Source organism: Mesorhizobium sp. M1295 (genome assembly GCF_040318135.1).
Lineage (GTDB): Bacteria > Pseudomonadota > Alphaproteobacteria > Rhizobiales > Rhizobiaceae > Mesorhizobium.
Map to the genome: position 1 here is coordinate 129,111 of NZ_JAMYLU010000013.1, position 25,786 is coordinate 154,896.

The window sequence follows — 25,786 nt, forward strand, 5'->3', positions numbered from 1 at the left end:
GGCATTGCTGCACTCGGCGCGCGCGCTCGGTGCGACGCCGGCAACACTGCGGCGGCTTGGCGCTCGCCGTGGCCATCTCGTGTCAGGTACAAGGACATGAAGAACATGCAGACCGGTTCCACGCTACACGACGACCGAACTGGCGTTTCCGCCCTCGGCGGATTGGGTGCGCAGGCGCGCGGCGCATCCGGCAGGCTGCTGCCGGAGATCTGGATGCAGGACGGCGCAAAGCGGGTCGAACAGGCGCTGGCGCGTCTTCTCTGCGCCGAATACGACGGTGAGACTGAGCTGATGGCGGCGATGCGCTACGCCACCTTGCATGGCGGGAAGCGCACCCGCGCCTTGCTCTGTTTGGCTGCCGGCGCACTGGCCGATACGCCGGCGCACATGCTCGACGACGTCGGCGCCGCCATCGAGATGATGCACGCCTGTACCCTGGTTCACGACGACCTGCCCGCGATGGACGACGACGTGCTTCGCCGCGGCCTTCCGACCGTGCACGTCAAGTTCGGCGAAGCCACTGCGATCCTGGTCGGCGATGCGCTGCAGGCGCACGCCTTCCTGACCCTGGCGAGCCTGGATGCGCCGGGCGACAACCGTATCGCGCTCGTGCGCGAACTGGCGCAGGCGGTGTCCGCTGAGGGTGCCGCAGGCGGGCAGGCCATGGATCTGTCACTGGTCGGAAAACACGTCGAGCTGGACAGGATCGTGGCGATGCACCGGAAGAAGAGCGGAGCGCTAGTGCGCGCGTCCGTTCGCATGGGCGCGCTATACTCCATCGCGGAGGATGCCGCGCACGCTGCGCTGTACTGTGCGCTCGATCGCTACACCGCCTGTTTCGGCCTGGCGTTGCAGGTGGTCGACGACATTCTCGACGCGACAGCGGATACCGCGACGCTGGGCAAGACCCCCGGCAAGGACGCGGCGGCGCAGAAGCCGACCTGCGCGTCGATCATGGGGCTGCAGGCAGCGCGCCAGTTCGCGCTGGATTTGTTGCGCGACGCCGGGGAGGCCATCGTCCCGCTGGGGCCGCGTGCGGAACGGTTGGCGCAGATGCTGCAGCGGGCCAACGTGTATCTGTCCGCGCCATACGCATGAGCGCGCCCGTCCGCATGGACTCGCCCCTGTGGCCGTGCGGTCGGCCGGCGGGCGGTGCATGCTGCACTGTGTCCGAGTCGGCGGGGACGTGCGCGGCGTCTGCCGGATCCTGGTTCTCGTTAATCCTCTGCAGAAGGAACATCCCGCGTGAACGCGCTGTCCGAACAGATCCTTTCCGAATTGCGCCACCTGCTGAGCGAGATGAGCGACGGCGGCAGCGTCGGTCCGTCCGTCTACGACACGGCGCGAGCTCTGCATTTCCACGGCAACGGCACCGGTCGGCAGGACGCATACGGGTGGCTCATCGCGCAGCAACAGGCCGATGGCGGGTGGGGAAGTGCGGACTTCCCGCTGTTCCGCCATGCGCCCACGTGGGCGGCGTTGCTTGCATTGCAGCGTGCCGATCCCCTTCCCGGCGCTGCCGACGCAGTCGAGGCTGCAACCCGGTTCATCGAGCGCCAGCCCGATCCCTACGCGCATGCGGTGCCAGAAGACGCGCCCATCGGCGCGGAGCTGATCCTGCCGCAGTTGTGCGACGAGGCCGCATCCTTGCTGGGCGGCTTAGCGTTTCCGCGCCACCCGGCGCTGTTGCCGTTGCGGCAAGCACGCCTGGTCAAGCTGGGGGCTGTGGCGAGGTTGCCGAGAGGCCATCCGTTGCTGCACTCCTGGGAAGCCTGGGGGACGTCGCCGGCCACCGCATGCCCGGACGACGACGGCAGCATCGGCATCAGTCCGGCGGCCACCGCCGCGTGGCGTGCGCACGCCGTGACACAGGGAAGAACGCCGCAGGTCGGGCGCACCGACGGGTATCTGCAGGCGGCATCGCGGGCGACGCGCACCGGCATTGAAGGTGTCGTTCCCAATGTCTGGCCGATCAATGTGTTCGAGCCATGCTGGTCGCTGTACACCCTGCATCTGGCGGGTCTGTTCGCGCATCCCGCGCTCGCCGAGGCGGTGCAAGTGATCGTCGCGCAGCTCGACGCCCGCCTCGGCGTGCGCGGTCTGGGCCCGGCCTTGCACTTCGCGGCCGATGCGGACGACACCGCCGTTGCGTTGTGCGTCCTTCGCCTTGCAGGCCGCGACCCGGCGGTCGATGCATTGCGCCATTTCGAAATCGGCGAGCTGTTCGTCACCTTCCCCGGCGAGCGCAATGCCTCGGTGTCGACCAACATCCATGCCCTGCATGCGTTGCGACTGTTGGGAAGGCCCGCAATTGGGACCAGCGCCTACGTCGAGGCCAATCGCAACCCGCACGGTCTATGGGACAACGAAAAATGGCACGTTTCGTGGCTGTATCCCACCGCGCATGCGGTCGCTGCGCTGGCGCAAGGCAAGCCCCAGTGGCGCGACGAGCGCGCGCTGGCGGCGCTGCTGCAGGCGCAGCGCGGCGACGGCGGCTGGGGCGCCGGTCGCGCGTCCACATTCGAGGAAACCGCCTATGCGCTGTTCGCGTTGCACGTCATGGATGGGAGCGAAGAGCCGACAGGGCGCCGGCGCATCGCGCAGGCGGTGGCGCGTGCGCTGGAGTGGATGCTCGCCCGCCATGCGGCGCATGCATTGCCGCAGACGCCGCTGTGGATCGGCAAGGAACTGTATTGCCCCACCCGGGTGGTGCGCGTGGCCGAACTCGCCGGGTTGTGGCTGGCGGTTCGTTGGAGGCGGCGCGTCCTGGCCGAGGGAGCAGGAGCGGCGCCATGATCCAGACCGAACGCGCGCTGCAGCAGGTGCTGGAGTGGGGGCGTTCCCTGACCGGGTTCGCCGACGAGCATGCCGTGGAAGCGGTCAGGGGCGGCCAGTACATCCTGCAGCGCATCTACCCGAGCCTGCGCGACACCAGCGCCCGCACCGGCCGCGATCCGCAGGACGAAACGCTGATCGTGGCGTTCTATCGCGAACTGGCGCTGCTGTTCTGGCTCGACGATTGCAACGATCTTGGCCTGATCGCGCCGGAGCAGCTCGCCGCGGTGGAGCAGGCGCTGGCGCAGAGCGAGCCGGGCGCGCTCCCCGGATTCGAGGGCTGCGCTGTGCTGCGCGCTTCGCTGGCCGCGCTTGCCTACGATCGTCGCGACTATGCTCAGCTTCTCGACGATACCCGGTGCTACTGCGCGGCGCTGCGCGCCGGACACGCGCAGGCGGCAGGGGCGGAACGCTGGTCCTACGCCGAGTACCTGAACAACGGCATCGATTCGATCGCCTACACGAACGTGTTCTGTTGCCTGTCGTTGCTGTGGGGGCTGGACATGGCGACATTGCGCGCGCGTCCGGCGTTTCGCCAGGTCCTGCGGCTCATCTCCGCGATAGGGCGCCTGCAGAACGATCTGCATGGACGCGACAAGGACAGGTCGGCCGGCGAGGCCGACAACGCGGCGATCCTGCTGCTGCAGCGCTATCCGGCTATGCCTGTGGTGGAGTTCCTTAACGACGAGCTGGCCGGCCATACGCGCATGCTGCACCAGGTAATGGCGAAAGAACGCTTTCCCGCGCCGTGGGAACCGTTGATCGAGGCCATGGCGGCCATCCGCGCGCAGTACTACCAGACCTCGACCAGCCGCTACCGCAGCGGCGCTGCGGGGGGAGGCCAGCGTGCGCCGGCCTGAACGCGCGGGAGGCGGCGGCGTGCGCGCGCTGCAGTCGGTCCGATCCGACGCAACGCCGTCGCCCGATGCGATGGATGGAGCGAGCATGAGCGACACCAACCTGAGCCGGCGCAAGGACGACCACCTGGACATCGTGCTGGATCGGCGAACGGCGCCGGCCAAGGCCGCCGCCGGCTGGGAGTACATCCGTTTCGAACACTGCGCATTGCCCGAGTTGGACCTGACGCAGATCGACCTGCGCGCCTCGCTGCTGGGCAAGACCGTGCGCGCGCCGCTGCTGATCAGCTCCATGACCGGCGGCATGCCACGCGCCGAGGCCATCAACCGGCATCTGAGCGAGGCAGCGCAAGCCTTGGGGATCGCCATGTGCGTCGGTTCGCAGCGCGTGAGCCTGCAATCCCGCAACTCCCAGGGGCTGACGCGCGCGCTGCGCCGCCTGGCCCCAGACATTCCCTTGCTGGCCAATATCGGCGCCGCGCAACTGCGCGAGGCCGACGGCCTGGACCTCGCGCGCCGGGCGGTGGATGCGCTGGAGGCCGATGGACTCATCGTCCATCTCAATCCGCTGCAGGAAGCGGTACAGCCGGAGGGCGACCGCGACTGGCGCGGCGTCCTGGCGCAGATCGCTCGCGCCGCGCGAAGCGTGGGCGTGCCGATCGTGGCCAAGGAAGTAGGGTCGGGCCTGTCCGCCTCGGTGGCCTGTGCGCTCGTTGAGACGGGCGTGGCGGCGATCGATGTCGCCGGCGCCGGCGGCACCAGTTGGGCCGCGGTGGAGGGCGAGCGCGCCCGCGATGCCGCCGACCGCGCAGTGGCGATGGCGTTCGCCGATTGGGGGATTCCGACCCCGGCCAGCGTGCAGGCGGTACGTCGGGCGCTGCCAAGGGTGAAGCTGATCGCGTCGGGCGGGATCCGCGACGGCGTCGACGTGGCCAAGGCCATCCGCCTGGGCGCGGACATCGCCGGGCAGGCGGCCGGCGTGCTGTGCGCGGCTACGGTATCCACCGAGGCGGTTGTCGCGCATTTCGAGATCGTCATCCGCCAGTTGGCCGTCGCCTGCTTCTGCACCGGCTCGGCTGATCTGGCGGCGTTGCGTCAGGCGCGCTTGTTGCCCTCCGCACATCTGCCCGCCGGTTGATGCCGGCGTCGCCCGCACGTGGCGGCGGGCACCTAGAACTGGAGAAGCGAAAAAGTGCGCTACGACATCATCATCATCGGCGGAGCCATCGTCGGCTCCTCGGTCGCCTGTTATCTGCGCGAGGAAGCATTTTCGGGCTCAATCGCGCTGATCGAGCGCGACCCGCAATTTTCCCGCGCCGCGACCACGCTGTCCTGCGCCTCCATCCGCCAGCAGTTTTCGATCCCGGAAAACATCCGTCTGTCGCAGTTCACGCTGAAACTGTTCCGGCGGCTCAGGGAAGAGTTTGGCGCGGACGCCGATATCGGCTTTCGCGAAGGCGGTTATCTCATCCTTGCCGGCGAAAACGGGCTGCCTATCCTGCGGGCCAACCACGAAGCGCAGATGGCCGAGGGCGCCGACATCCTGCTCGAGGATGCGGAGGCGCTCGTCCGCCGCTTTCCGTGGCTGTCGGTCGAGGGCATTTCTGCCGGCGCCTATGGCCGCAGCGGCGAAGGCTGGTTCGACGCGCATGCGATGCTGATGCTGTTCCGCAAGGCACTGCGGACGAAGAACGTCGACTTTATCACGGCGTCGGTGACCGGTATCGAGCGGCTAGGCGGCCGCGTCACTGGTGTATTTCTGGACAATGGCGAGCGGCTCGAGGCCGGCACCGTCGTCAACGCCGCCGGGCCGAATGCCGGCAAGGTGGCGGCAATGGCCGGGCTGGCGCTGCCAGTGGAGCCGCGCAAGCGCAACGTCTTCGTCTTCGAGGCGCGAGAGAAATATGAGGACATGCCGCTGCTGGTCGACCCGAGCGGCATCTATGTCCGGCCGGAGGGCTCGGTCTACATCACCGGCGGCGCCGAGCCGGAAGAGGGCGAAGGACCGGCCGATCCCGCCGACTTCGACCCCGACTGGCCGCTGTTCGAAGAGGTGATCTGGCCGGTGCTGGCGACCCGCATTCCAGCCTTCGAGGCGATCAAGCCGACGCGCGCCTGGGTCGGCCATTACGACTACAACACGCTCGACCAGAACGCGGTGATCGGTTCGCATCCGGAGGTCGGCAATTTCCTCTTCGCCAACGGTTTTTCCGGCCATGGCTTGCAGCAGGCTCCGGCGGTCGGCAAGGCGCTGGCCGAACTGATCGTGCATGGCGGCTATCGCACGGTGGATTGCTCGGCGTTCGGGTACAGCCGGATCGCCGACGGGCGGCCGTTTCGGGAACTGAATGTGATTTGAGCAGGAAGGGCGGGTGCGCCGCGACCGTCCTTTTGATGCTGGAGGGACAGAGGGGCGCGAAGGAACGCGACAGGCGGTCGATGGCCCAAAGCTGGCGAAAACAGCCGGCCAGGGCCTGCCGCGAACGGAATGATTTTGTGATGATCGTGGCGCTCGATCCGCCGCATTTCCGGACGATCAGCGACTTCCCCAAGCGGCATTTGAAGGCGCTCGAGGCGCTGTTCGTGCAGGTTCTGAAGCTGTGTGAGACGGCAGGATTGGTCAAACTCGGCCATGTCGCGCTGGATGGCAAGAAGATCAAGGCGAACGCGTCGAAACACAAGGCGATGAGTTATGAGCGCATGAAGAAGCGCGAGCTGGAATTGGAAAGCCGAGGTCGCTCGCATGCTGACGGCGGCCGAGGCCGCGGATGCCGAGGAGGACGTGACTTTCGGCAAGGACAAGCGCGGCGACGAGATGCCGGATTGGGCCGGCGACAAGCAGAACCGGCTGGCCAAGATCCAGCAGGTGTCGCTGGAAGCCGAGGCCAAGCTGGCGGCGCAAGAAGAGCGCCGGACCGAGGCCGAAAAAGAAGAGCAGCGCCAGGCCGCAGGCCGCAAGAAGCCGGGCAAACCGGCGGCAGCGCCATCAGAGGAGCCCGGTGGCCATAGCAGCTGGTCTCGGAGGAACGCCGTTCGCTGTGCGGCGCTAAAGCCTGAGAGATCCTCCAAGAAGGATTGATCTCTTTGCATATCATTATCTTCATATATGATACGCGAACAGATCATAAAAGTTTTGACTTGCTCGCTGGATGAGGTACCTTTGCGTATCATCGCGCATTGGAATGGATCGTATAGGTCTCATGATCGACTCTGAGTCGGAAATTCTGCGCGAAATCGGTGGGCTTTTCAGGCAGGCGAGGCTGGCCGCTGCCATGACGCAGGAGCAGGTCGCTGACTTGGCGGGTATATCCCGTCCCCGCTATCGCGACATCGAAAAGGGAGCCGCAGCGGCGCGTGCGACGACGCTCATGAATATCGCTCGCGCACTCGGTCTGGAAATGATGATGGTTCCGCAAGTCATGGTGCCGGCTGTCCAGGCTCTATTGCGTCCGAATGATGATGACGATCGACCCGCTTTTGTTCCTCAACCTGACGATGACGATCATGGCTCCAGTTTTTCGCGCACCTAAGACGATCCCGTCGCTGGACGTGCTCTTGAACGCACTGAAGGTCGGCACAATCGTTAGGACGCCGGGCGATTTCAATGCCTTCAACTTCGATGAGGCCTACCGCGCGACGGGCGGCTTTCCGGTTTTCAGCCTGTCGTTCCGGGCAGCGACGGGAGGATTGCGGAAAGATCCGAAGCCTCTGGCGGGCGCCTTGCCCGCTTTCTTCGCGAACCTCCTGCCGGAGGAGAAATTGCGCGAGGCGATGGAAAAGCACCACGAAGGCAATGTTCGGCCAGGCAATGATTTCGATCTTTTAGCGGCGCTGGGCGCCGATCTGCCGGGAGCCGTACGGGCGTTGCCCAGTGACGGCGCGATAGCGGTTTCGCAGGATGCTTCAAAAGATAAGCCCAAGGCACGGTTCTCACTTGCCGGCGTGCAGATGAAGCTGTCGGTCATGAAGAACACTGGAAAAGGCGGTGGCCTTACCTTGCCGATGGACGACGAGCAGGGCCGGTACATCGCCAAGTTCCCTTCGGCGGCGTTTCCGGGCGTTTCCGAGAACGAATTCGCCAACCTGGCGCTGGCTGCAGCGATCGGCATGGAGGTTCCTGAATGCGAACTGGTCGAGAAGTCCGATTTTGAGGGCGTTCCCGAAGAATTCAACACGCTGTCGGAGGGCAAGGTCCTTCTCGTCAAACGCTTCGATCGCGGCGCCGATGGCGAGAGGATACACATCGAGGATTTCGCTCAGGTCTTCGGTGTCTATCCCTCGCGCAAAAATGAGGGGGCCGCTTATCACGACATAGCCTTGGCCCTTGGCGTAGCCGTCTCGCCTACGGCGGCTCTCGAATTCGTCCGCCGCCTGGCGCTGACGGTCATCACCGGCCATGGCGACATGCACCTGAAGAACTGGTCTTTGATTTATCCCGGCAACGGCGACAAGCCGGTGCTTGCACCAATCTACGACGTTCTGTCGACCGTGCCATATATTCCCGCCGACGCCATGGCGCTTTCGCTTGGAGGGGAGCGCTCGTTCAAGGCGCTAGCAGCACCGCGATGGAAAGCATTCGCGAACCGTGCAAGGCTTCCGGAGCCGGCAGTCCTGAAGGCAGTGGTCGAGACCGTCGAACTCGTCAACGAGCATTGGTGGCATCTGCCTGAGCGCGACGTTGTCGCGGCGAAAGTGCTCGAGCGGATCGACGAACATGTGAAGGCGATGACGCCGATACTGAACTCCTGCGCCAATAAGTGAGCCGAGCCTCTTGGGTTGATGATATTGCGGATGATCGCCCGCAGCCCCGAATTGATGGCGGTGGCTCGCAGGTATGCCAGCGTGGCGCAAGATTCCGCGCACTGTCGATGAGGGCACGCGAGACCAAGCACGTCAGCTCGCCGGAACAGGAGAGTTCGCAGCATCCCGCAAAAACGCAAGAGGGTCGAGATGCTGTTCGCCCACCTCAACACAACGATGCGGTTCGAACGAATGCGTGACTGGGGATCGCGATCCGCGCTTTGTGTCGCCATTGTCGGGTCCGCTACACGGCTTGTTCCGACGATCCTTTCTGCAGCTTCAAGCTAAATACCTGAAAAACAACCACAAAATTATTCTTCGATTCGACGAGCCAAATTGGCACGAGTCTTGAAACCTTGAGTGCGAGGCGGCGACAGCTGCCCGACCGGCATTCGTGTCGCGGCAGCCGCGATGAATGGAACGAAGGAAGGAAAGCTACATGTCAGGTTTGCGTCAGATCGCCTTTTACGGCAAGGGCGGCATCGGCAAGTCCACCACCTCCCAAAATACCCTCGCCGCCCTTGTCGACCTCGGGCAGAGAATCCTCATCGTCGGCTGCGACCCCAAAGCCGACTCCACCCGCCTGATCCTGAACGCGAAGGCGCAGGATACGGTCCTGCACCTCGCGGCAGAGGAAGGTTCGGTGGAAGACCTCGAACTCCAGGATGTGCTCAAGGTCGGCTACAAAGGCATCAAATGCGTGGAGTCGGGCGGCCCCGAGCCGGGTGTCGGCTGCGCCGGTCGCGGCGTGATCACCTCGATCAACTTCCTCGAGGAGAACGGCGCCTATGACGATGTCGACTATGTCTCCTACGACGTGCTCGGGGATGTAGTGTGCGGCGGTTTCGCGATGCCGATCCGCGAGAACAAGGCTCAGGAAATCTACATCGTCATGTCCGGCGAGATGATGGCGCTCTATGCCGCCAACAACATTGCCAAGGGTATCCTGAAATACGCTCATTCGGGTGGCGTGCGGCTCGGCGGCCTGATCTGCAACGAGCGCCAAACCGACCGCGAGCTCGACCTCGCCGAAGCGCTGGCTTCCAGGCTCAATTCCAAGCTCATCCACTTCGTGCCGCGCGACAACATCGTCCAGCACGCCGAGCTCAGGAAGATGTCTGTGATCCAGTATGCGCCGGACTCCAAGCAGGCCGGGGAATACAGAGCGCTGGCCGAGAAGATCCATAACAATTCGGGCCAGGGCACCATCCCCACCCCGATCACCATGGAGGAGCTCGAGGACATGCTGCTCGACTTCGGCATCATGAAGACGGACGAGCAGATGCTTGCCGAGCTTCAGGTCAAGGAAGCGGCGAAGGCGGCCGCACAGTAACGACCGCTACTGACTGGTGGCGCGGCCTGACGTGGCGCGCCTTTCAAAGAACGGCGCCTCGTTGGTGAGGCGTCACCCTGAACCTTGAAAGGGGTCTCATGAGCCTGGAATACGAGAATGACGGCGCCCTACATGCGAAGCTTATCGAGGAGGTGCTGTCGCAATATCCTGACAAGGCGGCGAAGCGCCGCAAAAAGCACCTCAGCGTCGCAAAGAGCGGCGACGAGGCTGGCGAGGAAAGCGAGGTCCTTTCCGAATGCGAGGTCAAATCGAATATCAAGTCCATCCCCGGAGTAATGACGATTCGCGGCTGCGCCTATGCCGGCTCGAAAGGCGTGGTCTGGGGTCCAGTCAAGGATATGGTCCATATCTCGCACGGCCCGGTCGGCTGCGGGCAATATTCCTGGTCGCAACGCCGCAACTACTACGTCGGCACGACCGGCATCGACACGTTCGTCACGATGCAGTTCACCTCCGATTTCCAGGAGAAGGACATTGTTTTCGGCGGCGACAAGAAGCTGGAACGGATCATCGACGAGATCGAGGAACTGTTTCCGCTGAACAAGGGCATGAGTGTGCAATCCGAATGCCCGATCGGCCTGATTGGCGACGACACCGAAGCGGTGTCCCGCAACAAGGCCAAGGAGCACGAAAAGACGATCGTGCCGGTGCGCTGCGAGGGCTTCCGCGGCGTCTCGCAATCACTCGGCCACCACATCGCCAACGACGCGATCCGCGACTGGGTGTTCGAGAAGAAGGACGTCGAGTTCGAGGCCAGCCCGTACGATGTCAATGTGATCGGCGACTACAATATCGGGGGCGACGCCTGGGCTTCGCGCATCCTGCTCGAGGAGATGGGCCTGCGCGTGGTCGGCAACTGGTCGGGCGACGCTACGCTGGCCGAAATAGAGCGAGCGCCAAAGGCCAAGCTCAATCTCATCCATTGCTACAGGTCGATGAACTACATCTGCCGGCATATGGAGGAAAAGTATGGCATCGCCTGGATGGAGTACAATTTCTTCGGCCCCTCCCAGACTGAAGCCTCTCTGCGCAAGATAGCCAAGCATTTCGGACCGGAAATCGAGGCCAAGGCCGAGGCGGTCATCGCCAAATACCGGCCCCTGGTCGATGCGGTCATAGCCAAGTACCGGCCGCGCCTCGAAGGCAGGACGGTGATGCTCTATGTCGGCGGGCTGCGCCCCCGTCACGTTGTCACGGCATATGAGGACCTGGGCATGGTTATTGTCGGCACTGGCTACGAATTTGGCCATAACGACGATTATCAGCGCACCGGCCATTACGTGAAGAAGGGCACGCTGATCTATGACGACGTGACTGGTTACGAGCTGGAGAAGTTCATCGAGGGGATCCGTCCTGATCTCGTGGGCTCCGGCATCAAAGAGAAGTACCCGGTCCAGAAGATGGGCATACCGTTCCGTCAAATGCATTCCTGGGATTATTCCGGCCCGTATCACGGCTACGACGGCTTCGCCATCTTCGCCCGCGACATGGATCTGGCCATCAACAACCCGGTCTGGGGCCTCTACGACGCTCCCTGGAAGAAAAAAGCCGAGCCGTCGGCGGCGATCGCAGCCGAATGAAAAACCTGGCCTCCCGGAAGCCGGGAGGCCGTTGAACGCCTGTGGCCCTTTGTCCGCGGGAGACCTGAAACGTTTCGACGTCCCTGTGCCGCCGTATGGCGCGGCCAGATGGAGAAGAGGTAACCACCCATGCCGCAGTCGGCTGAAAAAGTTCTCGACCACGCGCCCCTGTTCCGCGAGTCGGAATACAGGCAGATGCTCGCCGAGAAGAGGCTGAATTTCGAATGTCCGCACCCGGACCAGGTCGTTACCGACCAACGCGAATTCACCAAGACGTGGGAATACCGCGAAAAGAACCTTGCTCGCGAAGCGCTTGTCGTGAACCCCGCCAAAGCTTGCCAGCCGCTCGGCGCGGTGTTCGCGGCTGCGGGCTTCGAGCGAACGATGTCCTTCGTCCACGGCAGCCAGGGCTGCGTGGCCTATTACCGCTCGCACCTGTCGCGCCATTTCAAGGAGCCTGCTTCGGCAGTTTCCTCCTCGATGACCGAGGACGCGGCAGTGTTCGGCGGACTGAAGAACATGGTCGACGGGCTCGCCAACACGTACCAACTCTACGACCCGAAGATGATCGCCGTCTCGACCACTTGTATGGCGGAGGTCATTGGCGACGACCTGCACAGCTTCATCGAGAATGCCAAGGACCAAGGCTCGGTCCCACGCGATTTCCACGTGCCTTTCGCCCACACGCCGGCCTTCGTCGGCAGCCATGTCGACGGCTACGACGTCACAGTCAAGGGCATTTTGGAGCATTTCTGGAAAGGCGAGGAGCGAACGGAAGCCGAGGGGACCATCAACGTCATTCCGGGTTTCGACGGCTTCTGTGTTGGCAACAACCGGGAACTCAAGCGCCTGCTTGATCTGATAGGCGTGTCCTATACCTTCATCCAAGACGCCTCTGACCAGTTCGACACGCCGTCCGACGGCGAATACCGCATGTATGACGGCGGCACGAAGATCGAAGACGTGAGGGAGGCACTCAACGCCGAGGCGACGCTGTCGCTGCAGCATTACAACACCCGCAAAACATTGGAGTATTGCGAGGGAGTGGGGCAGGCGACTGCCTCGTTCCATTACCCGCTCGGAGTCAAGGCTACCGACGACTTCCTGATGGAGGTCTCCGCGATTTCCGGCAAGCAAATCCCCGAGGCACTCCGCCTCGAACGCGGCCGACTTGTTGACGCCATGGCGGACAGCCAATCCTGGTTGCACGGTAAGAAATACGCCATCTACGGCGATCCGGACTTTGTCTACGGCATGGCCCGCTTCATCATGGAGACGGGCGGCGAGCCGACCCATTGCCTCGCCACCAACGGCACCTCGGCATGGGAAGCCGAGTTGAAGGAACTGCTTGCATCATCGCCCTTCGGCAAGGATGCTCAAGTCTGGGCGGGCAAGGACCTCTGGGCGATGCGCTCGCTGCTCTTCACCGAGCCGGTGGACCTGCTGATCGGCAACTCCTATGGCAAGTATCTGGAGCGCGACACCGGCACGCCGCTGATCCGGCTGACGTTTCCGATCTTCGACCGCCACCATCACCATCGCTTTGCGCTCATGGGCTACCAAGGCGGGTTGCGCGTCCTGACGACCATCCTCGACAAGATCTTCGACAAGCTCGATCGCGAGACAAGCGAGACGGGCGTGACGGACTATTCGTATGACCTCACCCGCTAAGCGTGGCGGCCGGCTCTTCGGTGAGGCCGGTCGTCTTCTCGAGGGACTTTGGAGACCGACGCAATGTCCTCGCTCAGAGCCAAAATCCAAGATGTCTTCAACGAGCCCGCCTGCGAGCAGAACCGCGGCAAGGATGCCAAGGCGCGCAAAAAGGGCTGTTCGAAGCCACTGACCCCCGGGGCGGCGGCCGGCGGCTGTGCCTTCGATGGTGCCAAGATCGTGCTGCAGCCGATCACCGACGTTGCGCATTTGATCCATGCGCCGCTCGCCTGCGAGGGCAATTCCTGGGACAACCGCGGTGCGGCTTCGTCCGGGCCAACGCTGTGGCGCACTAGCTTCACCACCGATCTCAGCGAACTCGATGTTGTGATGGGGCAGGGCGAGCGGAAGCTCTTCAAAGCGATCCGCGAGATCAAGGAAGCGTATGGGCCGCCGGCTATCTTCGTCTATCCGACCTGCGTGACGGCGCTGATCGGCGACGACATCGAGGCCGTGTGCAAGCGCGCTGCGGAAAAGTTCGGCCTACCGGTGGTGCCGGTCAATGCGCCGGGCTTCGTCGGCTCCAAGAATCTCGGCAACAAGCTTGCCGGCGAGGCGTTGCTCGAGCATGTCATCGGCGCGGTGGAGCCCGGCGATGCCGGCCCTTACGACATCAACATTCTTGGCGAATTCAACCTCTCGGGCGAATTTTGGCTGGTGAAGCCGCTGCTGGATCGGCTCGGCATCCGGGTGCGCGCCTGCATTCCGGGCGACGCGCGTTACTTCGACATTGCCTGCGCGCACCGCGCCCGGGCGGCTATGATGGTGTGCTCGACCGCGCTCATCAATCTCGCCCGCAAGATGGAGCAGCGCTGGGACATCCCGTTCTTCGAGGGCTCCTTCTACGGCATCACCGACACCTCGGAAGCACTCCGGCAGATCTCTCAGCTGCTCGTGAAGAAGGGTGCCGATCCGGAGATCCTCGGCCGCACCGAGGCATTGATTGCAGAGGAGGAGGCGATCGCTTGGAAGAAGCTCGCGGCCTACCGGCCGAGGCTCGAAGGCAAGCGCGTGCTGCTCAACACCGGCGGTGTGAAGTCCTGGTCGGTTGTCCATGCGCTGATGGAGATCGGCATCGAGATCGTCGGCACCTCTGTCAAGAAGTCGACCGTCGAAGACAAGGAGCGCATCAAGCAGATACTCAAGGACGACAACCACATATTCGAGCAGATGGCGCCGCGCGAGCTTTACGCCATGCTCTCAGAACACAAGGCCGATATCATGCTGTCGGGCGGGCGCACGCAGTTCATCGCGCTGAAGGCCAAGACACCCTGGCTCGATATCAACCAGGAGCGCCAACATCCTTACGCCGGCTATGACGGCATGGTGGAACTCGTACGCCAGATCGACCTCGCCATTCATAACCCGATCTGGCGCCAGGTGCGGGAACCGGCACCATGGGATCGCCAGCCTGCGGTGAGGGAGGAACTGCCGAGCACGAAAAGCGAGACCGCGACCTTGCATGTTGTCCAGGAATTCGCCGGCACGACGGCCGACGATTTCGGCGAGTGTTGAGGAAGCCGATGGTCCGCATCCTTCCCCAGACCAAAGCGGCGGCGGTCAATCCGCTGAAGTCATCGCAGCCGCTGGGTGCCGCCTTGGCCTTTCTTGGCGTCGACGGCGCGATGCCGTTGTTCCACGGCAGCCAGGGGTGCACCAGCTTCGCGCTCGTGCTCTTCGTGCGGCATTTCAAGGAAGCCATCCCCTTGCAGACAACTGCGATGGACGAGGTGGCGACGATTCTCGGCGGGGCAGACCATCTGGAAGAGGCGGTCCTCAACCTCAAGGCCCGCGCAAAGCCAACGCTGATCGGGGTCTGCACGACGGCGCTGGTGGAAACCCGGGGCGAAGACTGCGCAGGAGATATCGCCAATATCAGGCTGAAGCGCACGGAAGAACTCGCGGGTACGGAGGTGGTGCTAGCCAACACACCGGATTTCGACGGCGCGATCGAAGAGGGCTGGGCCAAGGCTGTCACCGCGATGATCGAAAGGATTACGCGTCCCGGCGAGCAGGCGCGGCAGTCGAAGAAGATCGTGATCCTGCCTGGCTGGAACCTCACTGTGGCTGATATCGAGCATTTGCGTGAGATGGTTGAAAGCTTTGGACTGAAGCCCGTGATCCTGCCGGACATCTCCGGCTCGCTCGACGGTACGGTGCCCGACCGCTGGGTCACGACCACCTATGGCGGCACCAGTGTCGAGGACATCCGCGAGCTTGGCACGGCCGAGCAATGCATCGTCATCGGTGAGCATATGCGCCGCCCGGCCGAGCTGCTGCAGAGGCTGACTGGCGTGCCTTACGTGCTGTTCCGGTCGCTGACTGGATTGAAGGACGCCGACCGCTTCGTCTCGCTGCTGTCCGCGGTTTCGGGCGCGGCGGCCCCGGCTGGGGTGCGCCGTCGGCGGGCGCAGTTGCAGGACGCGTTGCTCGACGGACATTTCCACTTTGGAGGCAAGAAAATTGCGATCGCTGCTGAACCAGACCAACTCTACCAACTCGCGAGCTTCTTCATCGGAATGGGCTCCGAAATCGCGGCGGCGGTCACCACGACCGATATGTCGAAAATTTTGGAGGAAGTACCGGCGCAGTCGGTTCAAATCGGGGATCTCGGCGATTTGGAAGCTCTCGGCGCCAGCGCTGATCTTTTCGTTACTCATTCCCACGGCCGCCAGGCGACGCAGCGCCTCGGCATTCCGCTCATGCGGGTCGGCTTCCCGATCTTCGACCGGCTCGGGGGCCAGCACAAGCTCACAATCCTCTACCAGGGGACCCGCGACCTGATCTTCGAGGTTGCCAACATTTTTGAAGCCGACCGGCACGCGCCGACGCCTGAGGCACTTGACCCACTCCGTAAGCGAGAAATCCCAGATGAGCTCCGTCCGTCGCCTCTCGCTCGTCACTGACGAGGTTCACGCACCGACGCCGGAACGCCAAGCCGGCGCAGTGCGCGTGGCGATCGCCACGCAGGACATGAAGAACCTCAACGCCCATTTCGGTTCGGCCAGGCGCTTTGCTGTCTACGACGTGGGACGCGAGGAGTGGAATCTCATCGAAGCCGTAGCCTTCGATGACTTTTCCGACGAGAGCGGAAAGCACCCTGAGGGCGATGACCGCATCACCGCGAAGGTGGAGGCGCTGAAGGGTTGTCATCTGCTGTTTTGTCTGGCGATCGGCGGACCTTCGGCAGCCAAACTTGTTTCCGCAAAGATCCATCCGATCAGAGTGCCGCAGCCCCAGACCATCCAAGAGGTGCTGGTGCGCACGCAGATGATGCTCAGGAGGTGTCCTCCCCCTTGGCTGCTCAAGGTGCTGGCGCAGGCAGGTATCGCCGAACAGAAACCGTCCTTCGAGGACGAGGACTGAAATGAGGAGTGGGCGAAATGTCTGACGCCGTGGTTAGCCCTGCTGTCGCGGAAGAGGAGGCGGCCCTTGCCACCCCGTTCGTCAAATGCCTCGTGCGGCTGGTCCGGGCTCATGATTCCCACGGGTCTTGGGAAGGCAAATCGGACGTCGAGCTGCTGGGCGACTTCATCATCACCAGGGAACAGCGCCGTGCGATCCCGATCATCGGCGATCCCGATCCGGACGTGCTGTGGAGGCTCCAGATGTTTTACACCGCCGTCGGGCTTGCGATCGAGGAGCGCTCCGGCTTGATGGCATCGCCGATGATGGAGATGAGCCATGAGGGCTTCGGGCGCGTGCTTCTCACGGCCGGGCGGTTGGTCGTTCTGTCGAAGACCCTGCGCGACGTCCATCGGTTCGGCTTCGAGACGTTCTGGAAACTCGCCGCGGCAGGTACCCAACTGGCCGGCGATGCCACCGCAGCCATTGAGGCTTATCCCAAGGTGGCGCGGGCGTGATGAAACCTATTTTCGATCAAGGGGATCATGTCAGGCCTTGAGGACATGCGATGGCCAGCCCTCTCAATCGAGGCGGTCGAGGCCGATGTGGCTCTTGGGGTAGCGCTGATGAAGCCACTGGTACTGATCTGTTCGCAAGATGCTGAGTTGTATCTGTTCCTCAGCCACATTCTGGGAGTGGACGGCTTCACGAGTGAGCCGGCAGGCGGCGTGAAGGAAGCACTTGCATTGGCCGATGAACGGGAGCTCCAGGCGGTAGTGCTGGACTGCGGGCCAGCAAGCGCGACAGGCTCCACAATCTGCGCCCGGTTCAAGGGGGAGCCCCGGACCGGCGGCCTGCCCGTCATTGCGTTGATCGCGCCCGGCGCCGAGAACCAGCACCTCGATCTCTTGAAGGCAGGTATTGACGAGAGCTTTGTGCGGCCCTTCGCGCCGGCCAAGCTGCTTGACTGTCTACGCACGAAGCTGGCGCTGCCACAGCCGGGTTCAAACGGGATAGAAAACGGCAGCTGGCTCTGCTGCGGCACGCTTGAGATGAAGCTCGATGCTCACCGGGTTCGAGGTAATGGCCACGACATCCATCTCGGACCTCTCGAATTCAACCTGCTGCGGCAATTTCTTGAGGCTCCCGGCAAGGTCTTCAGCCGAGACGAGCTGATCGACGCGGCCTGGCCGAACAATATCCATATCGGTGAACGCACTGTCGACGTCCATATCAGCCGGATCAGAAAGGCGCTGAAGGCGGCCTCGCCAGGTAGCGTCATCCGCACCGTCAGGTCGGCCGGCTACTCGCTGGAGAAGCCGGACGACTAGATTGGGCAGGGGGGGTGCCACTCCCTATCTGCGTCGTGGTGCAGGTCGTGCGGCTTCGAAACCCGCTAAGGGCGCGACATACTCAGGGAGAAGCAGTCAGATGGCCTTCAAAAGCCTACTCAGTGTAGCAGGACCTGACCACTCCGATCGGGACGTCAGAACAGCTGCCGGCTTGTGCGCCGAGGTCGGCGCATATCTGTCCGTCCTGATTATGTCGCCTCCGCTGGTCGTTATGTCGCCTCCGCCCGCTAGGCGATGGCATCCCCGAATGGCTTGAACAATACGCAAAAGGCGATTGCCAGATTTGAAAAACGGTACAGGCAAATCGAGACATTTTCACAGGACACAGCCAGCCTGGAAAAAACATCCAGGGAAATTCACAAACTGCTGAGAGCCACGTGGCGGTGCTATGATGTCGATATTGTCAAGTGCGATCAGGCCAGCGTCGGTGACGCGGTGCAACAGCGGGCGATCTGCAACGACCTGACAATCGTCGGCCCCGCACTGTCGCAAAGAACACTCCCCGGACGGCTCTAACGCGCGCTCGGGGGTCTGCTCGCCGGACGATCCGTAACGCGCAGACCAACGGCCCGGCAAAGGCCCAGGCGTCCTCAATGCGCTCAAAACACCGATACTCGAGCCGGCGTCAGGTCGAGGAAGAGAGTCGTTTCAGCGCGGCAGGCCGCGTTCGGACCGAAGCCGCATCGTATCACGATTCCCTCACCACTGGCCGGGAGCTGAACACCGCAACTGCGCGCTGGTTTGCCGGCGATCCATTTCTGGTTTGGCGCCGATGCCTCGAAGGCGCGGTTAAGGAGGTTGTCCGACACTGCCGAGCGCTCGCCAGTATCTTTCGGCAGTCCGCGGCCTCGCGGCCGGGCACGTAGCCCATTCTCCCGCATGAGCCGCTCAATGCGATGCAGGCCGCAGGACAGACCCTCGGCCAGCACGTCATGCCAGACGCGCTTGGCGCCGTAGGTTCGGTCGCTGCTCTTGAAACTGCGGTCGATCCTGGACACGAGGATCTCGTCGTGCCGGGAACGAGCGCTGGGACTGCGGTTGGAGCCAAGCAGGAAGCCTGAGCGCGACACATCCAGAGCCTCGCACAGCCATGCCACCGGCCAGATGTTCCGGTGCCTCGCGATAAAAGCGAACCTCATGTCACTTCCCTCGCGAAGTAGGCTGCGGCCTTTTTTAGAATGTCGCTCCGCCTGCCTTGCGCAGCCGATCGATCTCGATCTGCTCAGGCTTCATCTGCCCATGACCGGGAAACCCATGCTGCGGATCGGCCGATAGCTGGCGCACCCATTTACGCAGCACATTCTCGTGGACATCGAGATCGCGAGCAGCCTAACCCACAGCAACGCCCCGATCCTTGATCAATCTCACCGCTCAAGCTTGAACTCGCGGCTGAACTTCCTTCTTTGCATTCCCACTCTCCAATTCCGTCAAACACCTTATCTCGGTCTCCACGAAACCGGCAGCAGGCCACTTCTTCGTCCGGAACACTCTCGGAGACCCCACCGAACTGGAACACCACGCCGATTGAGCCTTCCGGGGCAGGGGACTCTTCGAGGAGAGTTTTTGCGAAGAAGTAGCCCGCTTCGATAAGGATTCACGTTAGGTGCTAGCGGGAAGCTGAAGAACGTCTGCCGAATAGGCCAGGAGTGTTCGCGCTAAAGCCCATCAGCCATTGTCCGGAGCTCGACAGCTTTATCAGAGATCCTACCAACATTGTTTGTCTCAAGTCTTACCCAAGACGAAATTCAAGAGCTGTCTGCTCGGCACGGTACTTGCATATCCCCCCGACTGAAACACGTCCGATGTAGTGCGCAGGCGGTTGAACTGACTTGCATTTCGCTTTTGACGCGCGCTAGCCAGCAGCGGCGCGCCTCCAACTGGAAGGAGCATCAGGTGAGCGCATGGCTCTCCGGGGCCGCCACGGTTTGATGATCGCCCAAACGATCCCCGTGTTACGGTCTGCCATGCCGACCTAGCTTGAGGCGTTGGGGCGGCAAAGATCTTGAGCTTCCTGCAACGTCGCTTCTGAAATCGGCAAGCTTTGGTCCTAGGTCGAAAGGTTCGTTGTAAATTGATCACGGTTATAGTGCTCGTAGAGCTTGATCGAATATGTCTCGAGCTTGTCGAAAGATTCAAGCGCTTGATGCAAGCCGCTACGGAGGTGACCGAGTGCTACCTGACCACGGGCAGCGCCGATTTCGTCCTAGTCCTGGCTGTGGATGACGTCGAGGCTTTCAAGGCGTTTGTTAATACGAAGCTAAACACCGATTCGAACGTGCGGAAATTCAAGAGCATGATTGCGCTTGACCTTGTCAAAGTAAAGCGACGGGCCACGCCATAGCTTTCGCCGGACTGCGCTGACGTAACCGCTCATGCAGAAGGCACACGTAGCCAACCATGACCAAATCGCGTCTGATGAGCAAAATGGCCGTTTCGCCTTGCCGACGCGACAGAGCGTAAGCTGACGTAATCCGGGGTAGCTTCTAACCCTTTCACCGGCTGTCTCCGAAGTCTGCCTCCTTCGGCGAAGGAGGCAGACCTGCACGTTGGATAGGCTCTTCAGAACTTGGTGCACCGTTGCCGATCAGATTAAGGGCAAAGCAGGACCACTGATTGGTTGAAGCGGCGCCCCCGCGGGCGCCCAACGCGTTTCGTCGGTTGCTCCATGCCTCGCCCGCTGACAATAAAGCGCAACAGATCTTACAAGTGATTTCACAGAAGCTTTGCGAACAAAACGCGCTGCCAATGCTACGTTCACCGAACGGGCCGTAGGTGCCTAGGTAATCAAAGTATCCGAACCGAAACGCGCGCCAATTCTGATGAGTTTCGGCCGTGCCATGCTAGACGCACATTCAATGCACCTGACAAGAATATGACAAACCAAAAGTCTACATATGCCATCCCTTCTGGAAGCGACCCAAGCATGTCGACGAGAGAACTTCTCGAAGCGGCCGCCGATGAAGTCTGGGGCCCATATATGTGTCACCAGACGTTCGATGGCGCAGACGCAGCCCAGATTATCGCCGAGGATGCGCAGCGGCCGAGGGTTCGTTCCGGCGAGGCTCTTTGTTGCGGCACATTCGGCGAGTTGCTGCAAGGCCAGCTGCCAGCGGGCTCCGTTCCCCGGGACCCTCACTTCCTGGTCACGATGCCGATCGCACTCTTTGCGAGGGCACACTTCATGCCGATTGCGGGCACAAAATCAGTGACCGTTTATCCGTCACATAAAGTCAAAGCAAAACGACTGGCTGAGAATCTTGTGATTGCGCTCGAGGCCTCAGGAGGAATTCTGCTTTTGCAATCGGAACTCCCCGAAGGCAAAGGACTGGCGAGTTCGTCTGCGGATCTTGTTGCGACGGCACGGTCAATCGCGCGCTGCTTTAAGCGTAGGATTCGCACTTCATTGATCGAAAAACTGATGTCGGAGATCGAGCCTTCGGACGGGGTGATGTACCCAGGGGTGGTTGCATATCAGCAGCGATCATGTCGCCTTCTCTCCTTCCTTGGGCAAATGCCGCCGCTTGCAGTCGTAGGTATCGATGAAGGAGGGACGGTCGAGACCGTGGACTATGATCAACGGCGAGGTGAAATCTCCGCCAATCAACGGGCAGAATATCACGAATTACTCGACCGCGCACGGACAGCGATTCCACAGGGTGACACGGCCACAATAGGCAAAATAGCCACGGCCAGCGCGCTCCTGCATCAGGAGCGGGCTCCGAAGCAGCGTCTGAACTCCATGCTGAAAGCATCCGAGGCTACTGACGCTCTCGGGGTCATAGTCGCCCACAGCGGCACAATGATCGGAATTCTGCTTGATCGAATGGCGGCTGACTTTCCACTCAAACTCCAGTCCGTGCTCGCCGATGTATCGGTGTTCGACGAGTCGGCAAAAATACATCTGACCATGGCTGGCTGTCAGTGAGGTGAGCAGGATGAACGCTTTCCGCAAACGCGTGCCATTCTCCGGCTATTCTGATGCCTATGTTCTTCCCAGCGTCATAAGGTGTGAAACAAACCTATATGTTGCGCAGTTCGCGTTCATGAAGCTTCTTCCCGCCAAGTACATCATTGAGCATGCCCTGGCCCGCGGGACTTTGACGCACGGCATGAAAGTGCTCGAGACTTCCAGCGGAACCTTCGCACTGGGCTTAGCGGTAGTGTGCCGCGAACGTGGATTCCAACTTGAGATCTTCACAGACCCAGTGATGGACAAGGGTCTGGAAAACAGGCTGAATTCGTTGGGGGTCAAAGTCTTCATAATAACCGAAAAGGCGAAGCAGGGTGGCTATCAAAGAAGCCGTCTTGATGCGTTAGAGGCCAGGATGAGACAGTCGGGCCGCTCCTGTTTCTGGCCCCGGCAGTACGAAACACCGGATAACCCAGCAGCCTATAAGCTCTTCGCCGACCAAATATCGGAGATGTTGGGCCCGGACATAACATTGGTCGGGTCTGTAGGGTCAGGCGGTTCTACTTGCGGGACGATAGAGCGACTCCGCCAAAAGGCGCCTGGCGCACGCCTGATCGGAGTGGACACCTTCAATAGCGTAATTTTCGGCCAAACGGATGGCGAACGGAAACTGCGGGGGCTGGGGAACAGTCTTGTCCCCAAGAATGTGAAGCATGAACTTTATGACGAGGTGCATCTCATCTCGGCTCCTCTCGCATTTGCTGCCACACGAACCCTCCACGAGCGGCACGCCGTCTTCGCCGGTCCGACGTCCGGGGCGAGTTACATCGTGGGGCGGTGGCGCGCTCGGCAGTATCCAGAAGAGACCATAGTCGTCATTTGTCCGGATGAAGGCCACCGCTACGTCGAAGCTGCGTACGACCGCGAGTGGCTCAAGCAGAACGGATGTCTAAACGAAGGTGATCCGCTGGATGCGCCGGCGACCGAAAATCATCCGTCGACGGCTCTCCCACCATGGAACCGATATCTTTGGAGACGGAAAAGCCGGGAAGCTGTCTTAAACGTTCTGGAGCAAGTTTGATGAGCCGAGGTAGCTTCCTTTTCGTAGAAAGCAACACGACGGGCACTGGCGAATTATTATTGAAGCGGGCCCGAGCCTTGGGTTTTGAACCGTATCTCGTTGTACGCAATCGAGCGCGCTACCCGTTTCTAAAAGACTCCGCGGCGCCTCAAGTGATCGAAGCTGAAACTCGCAATCCGGATGACGTTATCGGGGTGGCTAGCAAAATAGCAAGGCTGAAGGGAATATACTCATCGTCGGATTATTTCATGGAAACTACGTCACGTGCCGCGACCGCAATGGGGTTACCAGCAGTCAGTCCAGAGGCCATAGTCACATGCCGAAATAAATGGAAGCAAGCGCTCGAGTTGCAGCGACAATCATTCGCGATTCCTGCAACTCGGCTAGCCACATCCATCTCAGACATTGAGAACATTCTTACCCAAGTCACTCTGCCCGTCGTCGTGAAACCAGTCTCCGGAAGCGGTAGTAGCGGCGTGCGGCTGTGCCATAGTGCCACAGCCGCCATCAAAGCGTTTGAGGGCGCAAAGAACGCACTCTTAGATCAAGTGGAGCTCACCAGTCCCGACATACTCATTCAGCAATACGTGGAAGGGAAAGAATACTCTGCAGAGATAATTGCCCACGACAGGGAGCTGCACTGCCTTGGAATTCTTGCAAAGCACAAGGGGCCCACTCCCTGCTTCGTCGAAGTAGGGCACGACTTCCCGGCTCCCCTTCCTGAGCCATCCCTTAAAGAACTGGCCTCTTTTGCGGCGGGCGCCGTGTCGGCCCTGGGCCTGGAGTTCGGACCGGCTCATGTAGAGTTCGTGATAGCAGAGTCGGGCCCAATCATCATCGAGGTCAATCCCAGGCTGGCCGGAGGAATGATCCCAGTCATGCTCTCGCACGCGGTGGGTACGTCAGTCCTGGACATGGTAATCGAACTTTACGCAGGGCAAGCGTTCACGCCCCTCCGAGCGAGCACAAGAGCGGGAGCCATCCGTTTCCGCCTTGCTGATAAGCCCGGCAGGCTCAAATACCTTAGCTTTTCGCAAGATCCAGATGCGACAGTCCCTGAGGCGGGACTTTTGAAATCTGAAGGAGAGGAACTTCAAATAAATGGCGATTTTAGAGACCGAGTAGCCTACGCCATAGGGGTTGCGGATGAACTCAATGCCGCCGCAATGGCGGCTGAACGGATGATCGATTCCATTGTGATCGATATTGAGGCGGCTGCTTGCGAAGCGGACAACGACAAAGTCGTTGGGTCAAGCCAGAGCAAGTGGAACCTGCATCCCGAAGCGATGAAGTTGCTCGCTCCGCCGATCGAAATCGCGCGGGACGGCCGCCTTCTGCGGCACCAAGCGTCCATAGACGAAGCACATCTGGTGATGCTTGCCGACCAGGGCTTGGTCAGCCAAGCAGTGGCTGCCGATCTCCTCAAGCATATCTTGGCACTTCAGGACGAGCGCTTTCAGTGTTTGGAGGGCCGCGTTGCTCCCCGTGGTGTCTATCTAGCTTATGAGGCAGAACTTACCGCGAGAGCTGGCCCCGAAAGGGCCGGCTGGCTGCACCTTGCGAGATCCCGCAACGACTTGAACGCGGCCATTTCTCTCCTGGTGCTTCGGGAAGCTGCGTGTTCCATCTCGCAACAGATAGGAACTGTGCAAGATGTCATGCTTCAACGAGTGGAGGAAGCATCGAGACTTGTGGCTCCGTTGTACAGTCAGTACCAGATCGCACTTCCTGGATCGCCAGGGCACTATCTGCTTGGCGTGTTCTTCGCTCTGGGGCGCGAGCGCCAGCGCCTCCATTGCCTGCTGGAAGACATCCGGAACTGCCCTATGGGGGCAGGTGCCGGCGGAGGCACCAGCATGGCTATAGATCCCACAAAGACAGCAAATCTTCTGGGATTCGAACTGCCATCAATCAACTCACTTGATGCTGTTGCGAGCCGTGACCATCACCTACAAGCGCTTTCGCTCTTCGCTGGTATTTCGATTTTGCTCAGCCGTGTGGCCCAGGACCTGCAAGTTTGGACAACGCGGGAGTTTGCGCTTATCGACATCCCTAACAATCTTGCTGGCGGCTCTTCCATGCTGCCGCAAAAAAAGAACCCATTTCTGCTTGAACACATCAAAGGGTCGGCAAGCACCGTAATTGGCGCGTACGTTTCTGCAGCGACGGCAACATCCAAAGCACCTTTCAGTAACTCAATCGAGGTAAGCAACTACGGATGCTCTTCACTGAGCCTTGCAGAAGAAGCGCTGAAGCGATCCGTAACCCTCACGTCGCTAATCTTGAAGTTTATGTCGTTCAACATTCGGTCGATGCGTGACAATCTGGAAGACGGCTCAGCGATGACGACCGTTGCTGCCGAACGGATGGCGTCGCGAGGCATTCCTTTCAGGAGTGCCCACACACTAATTGGCGAGATCGCGGAACGCCTGGCTCAGGATGGCTGCGTGGCGGAGCGCCGAAGTGAGCTGGCTAGGCATCTCGCTGATGCGTTGCCGGCGAGTCTTGAAGAGTGCAGGGACGTTCTGCGGTTCGGAGGAGGGCCCGCTAAAAGATCAACCGACGACCAGATTTCAGTAGCAAAAACGCTGTTTCGGGACACGGATCTGGCATGCGCGGACATACGGCAACGCTGGATGCGCGCCGAGATGCACCGCAAACTGAGAGTGAAGGAACTTATTGATGGGCACTTGTTTGCCTGAAGAAGTCTATGTGAGGACAAAGTCAATGGTGTTGGCGCGTTGATTTGGCAATGTGTCGGTCCTGGGGTAGTGCTCGAAGCGAGCAGCGATGGTTTAGGGTCGTGTCCCATCAGGTGGTGTAGCTCGGCGGTTACGAAGCCGCTCGCGAGCGCGCCGTTAGTAGCGCTGTAGCGAGCGAGCGGCGTGTCGGTGGTCATCGGCGCTTTCCGGTAGGGCAGGTGCCAGGCGGCAACGATCAAACTGGCGAACTGTTCAGATCC

The 25,786-nt window shown here is 61.4% G+C and carries 20 protein-coding genes and 1 pseudogene; 20 read left to right on the forward strand and 1 reads right to left on the reverse strand.

Features of this window, described 5'->3' with window-relative positions:
* Positions 1–105 precede the first annotated feature (105 nt).
* From NKH29_RS19090 to NKH29_RS19165, 16 genes are all read left to right on the forward strand, one after another.
* A complete protein-coding gene (locus NKH29_RS19090) occupies positions 106–1,098 on the forward strand; it encodes a polyprenyl synthetase family protein (protein WP_353000422.1) in 993 nt (330 codons plus the stop codon).
* Between the two features lie 147 nt (positions 1,099–1,245).
* Positions 1,246–2,796 carry a hypothetical protein gene (locus NKH29_RS19095; protein ID WP_353000353.1) on the forward strand — a complete coding sequence of 517 codons (1,551 nt, stop codon included), beginning with the start codon at positions 1,246–1,248 and terminating at the stop codon, positions 2,794–2,796.
* Complete coding sequence (locus tag NKH29_RS19100) at positions 2,793–3,695, forward strand: terpene synthase family protein (protein ID WP_353000355.1); 903 nt, start codon at positions 2,793–2,795, stop codon at positions 3,693–3,695. The genes NKH29_RS19095 and NKH29_RS19100 overlap by 4 nt, the downstream gene beginning before the upstream one ends.
* Positions 3,696–3,765: 70 nt before the next feature.
* Positions 3,766–4,830, forward strand: coding sequence for a type 2 isopentenyl-diphosphate Delta-isomerase (fni, locus tag NKH29_RS19105; protein WP_502911286.1), 1,065 nt, complete (start codon positions 3,766–3,768; stop codon positions 4,828–4,830).
* 54 nt (positions 4,831–4,884) lie between these two features.
* Positions 4,885–6,051: an NAD(P)/FAD-dependent oxidoreductase gene (locus NKH29_RS19110; protein ID WP_353000358.1), complete on the forward strand. Its 1,167-nt coding sequence runs from the start codon at positions 4,885–4,887 to the stop codon at positions 6,049–6,051.
* 384 nt (positions 6,052–6,435) lie between these two features.
* On the forward strand, positions 6,436–6,771 hold the full coding sequence (locus NKH29_RS32670) for a hypothetical protein (RefSeq protein ID WP_502911283.1): 336 nt from the start codon (positions 6,436–6,438) through the stop codon (positions 6,769–6,771).
* 121 nt (positions 6,772–6,892) lie between these two features.
* A complete protein-coding gene (locus NKH29_RS19120) occupies positions 6,893–7,222 on the forward strand; it encodes a helix-turn-helix domain-containing protein (RefSeq protein ID WP_353000360.1) in 330 nt (109 codons plus the stop codon).
* Positions 7,197–8,453 carry a type II toxin-antitoxin system HipA family toxin gene (locus NKH29_RS19125; protein ID WP_353000361.1) on the forward strand — a complete coding sequence of 419 codons (1,257 nt, stop codon included), beginning with the start codon at positions 7,197–7,199 and terminating at the stop codon, positions 8,451–8,453. Before NKH29_RS19120 ends, NKH29_RS19125 begins: the two co-directional genes overlap by 26 nt.
* A gap of 478 nt (positions 8,454–8,931) precedes the next feature.
* Entirely contained in the window at positions 8,932–9,825 is an 894-nt protein-coding gene (gene nifH / locus NKH29_RS19130; protein ID WP_352571098.1) for a nitrogenase iron protein, read from the forward strand.
* 98 nt (positions 9,826–9,923) lie between these two features.
* On the forward strand, positions 9,924–11,426 hold the full coding sequence (gene nifD / locus NKH29_RS19135) for a nitrogenase molybdenum-iron protein alpha chain (protein ID WP_352706817.1): 1,503 nt from the start codon (positions 9,924–9,926) through the stop codon (positions 11,424–11,426).
* Between the two features lie 129 nt (positions 11,427–11,555).
* Positions 11,556–13,097, forward strand: a complete 1,542-nt coding sequence (nifK, locus tag NKH29_RS19140) for a nitrogenase molybdenum-iron protein subunit beta (RefSeq protein ID WP_353000362.1) — start codon at positions 11,556–11,558, stop codon at positions 13,095–13,097.
* Positions 13,098–13,160: 63 nt separating this feature from the next.
* A complete protein-coding gene (gene nifE, locus NKH29_RS19145) occupies positions 13,161–14,651 on the forward strand; it encodes a nitrogenase iron-molybdenum cofactor biosynthesis protein NifE (RefSeq protein WP_353000363.1) in 1,491 nt (496 codons plus the stop codon).
* A gap of 8 nt (positions 14,652–14,659) precedes the next feature.
* Complete coding sequence (gene nifN / locus NKH29_RS19150) at positions 14,660–16,042, forward strand: nitrogenase iron-molybdenum cofactor biosynthesis protein NifN (protein ID WP_353000365.1); 1,383 nt, start codon at positions 14,660–14,662, stop codon at positions 16,040–16,042.
* On the forward strand, positions 16,008–16,502 hold the full coding sequence (nifX, locus tag NKH29_RS19155; RefSeq protein WP_353000366.1) for a nitrogen fixation protein NifX: 495 nt from the start codon (positions 16,008–16,010) through the stop codon (positions 16,500–16,502). The genes nifN and nifX overlap by 35 nt, the downstream gene beginning before the upstream one ends.
* A 17-nt stretch (positions 16,503–16,519) precedes the next feature.
* Positions 16,520–16,999 (forward strand): NifX-associated nitrogen fixation protein, encoded by a 480-nt coding sequence (locus NKH29_RS19160; protein WP_353000368.1) that lies wholly within the window; start codon positions 16,520–16,522, stop codon positions 16,997–16,999.
* Positions 17,000–17,026: 27 nt separating this feature from the next.
* On the forward strand, positions 17,027–17,812 hold the full coding sequence (locus NKH29_RS19165; protein ID WP_353000370.1) for a response regulator transcription factor: 786 nt from the start codon (positions 17,027–17,029) through the stop codon (positions 17,810–17,812).
* A gap of 767 nt (positions 17,813–18,579) precedes the next feature.
* Here NKH29_RS19165 and NKH29_RS19170 read toward each other — a convergent pair.
* Positions 18,580–19,242, reverse strand: a pseudogene (locus tag NKH29_RS19170) (transposase); the annotation flags it as partial.
* A gap of 677 nt (positions 19,243–19,919) precedes the next feature.
* Between NKH29_RS19170 and NKH29_RS19175 the strand changes: the two are divergent.
* From NKH29_RS19175 to NKH29_RS19190, 4 genes are all read left to right on the forward strand, one after another.
* Positions 19,920–20,174 carry an Lrp/AsnC ligand binding domain-containing protein gene (locus NKH29_RS19175; RefSeq protein ID WP_353000424.1) on the forward strand — a complete coding sequence of 85 codons (255 nt, stop codon included), beginning with the start codon at positions 19,920–19,922 and terminating at the stop codon, positions 20,172–20,174.
* A gap of 582 nt (positions 20,175–20,756) precedes the next feature.
* Positions 20,757–21,758 (forward strand): GHMP family kinase ATP-binding protein, encoded by a 1,002-nt coding sequence (locus NKH29_RS19180; protein ID WP_353000371.1) that lies wholly within the window; start codon positions 20,757–20,759, stop codon positions 21,756–21,758.
* A gap of 10 nt (positions 21,759–21,768) precedes the next feature.
* A complete protein-coding gene (locus NKH29_RS19185; RefSeq protein WP_353000373.1) occupies positions 21,769–22,824 on the forward strand; it encodes a cysteine synthase family protein in 1,056 nt (351 codons plus the stop codon).
* Positions 22,758–25,526, forward strand: coding sequence for a lyase family protein (locus tag NKH29_RS19190; RefSeq protein WP_353000375.1), 2,769 nt, complete (start codon positions 22,758–22,760; stop codon positions 25,524–25,526). Before NKH29_RS19185 ends, NKH29_RS19190 begins: the two co-directional genes overlap by 67 nt.
* The last annotated feature ends 260 nt before the right edge of the window (positions 25,527–25,786 follow it).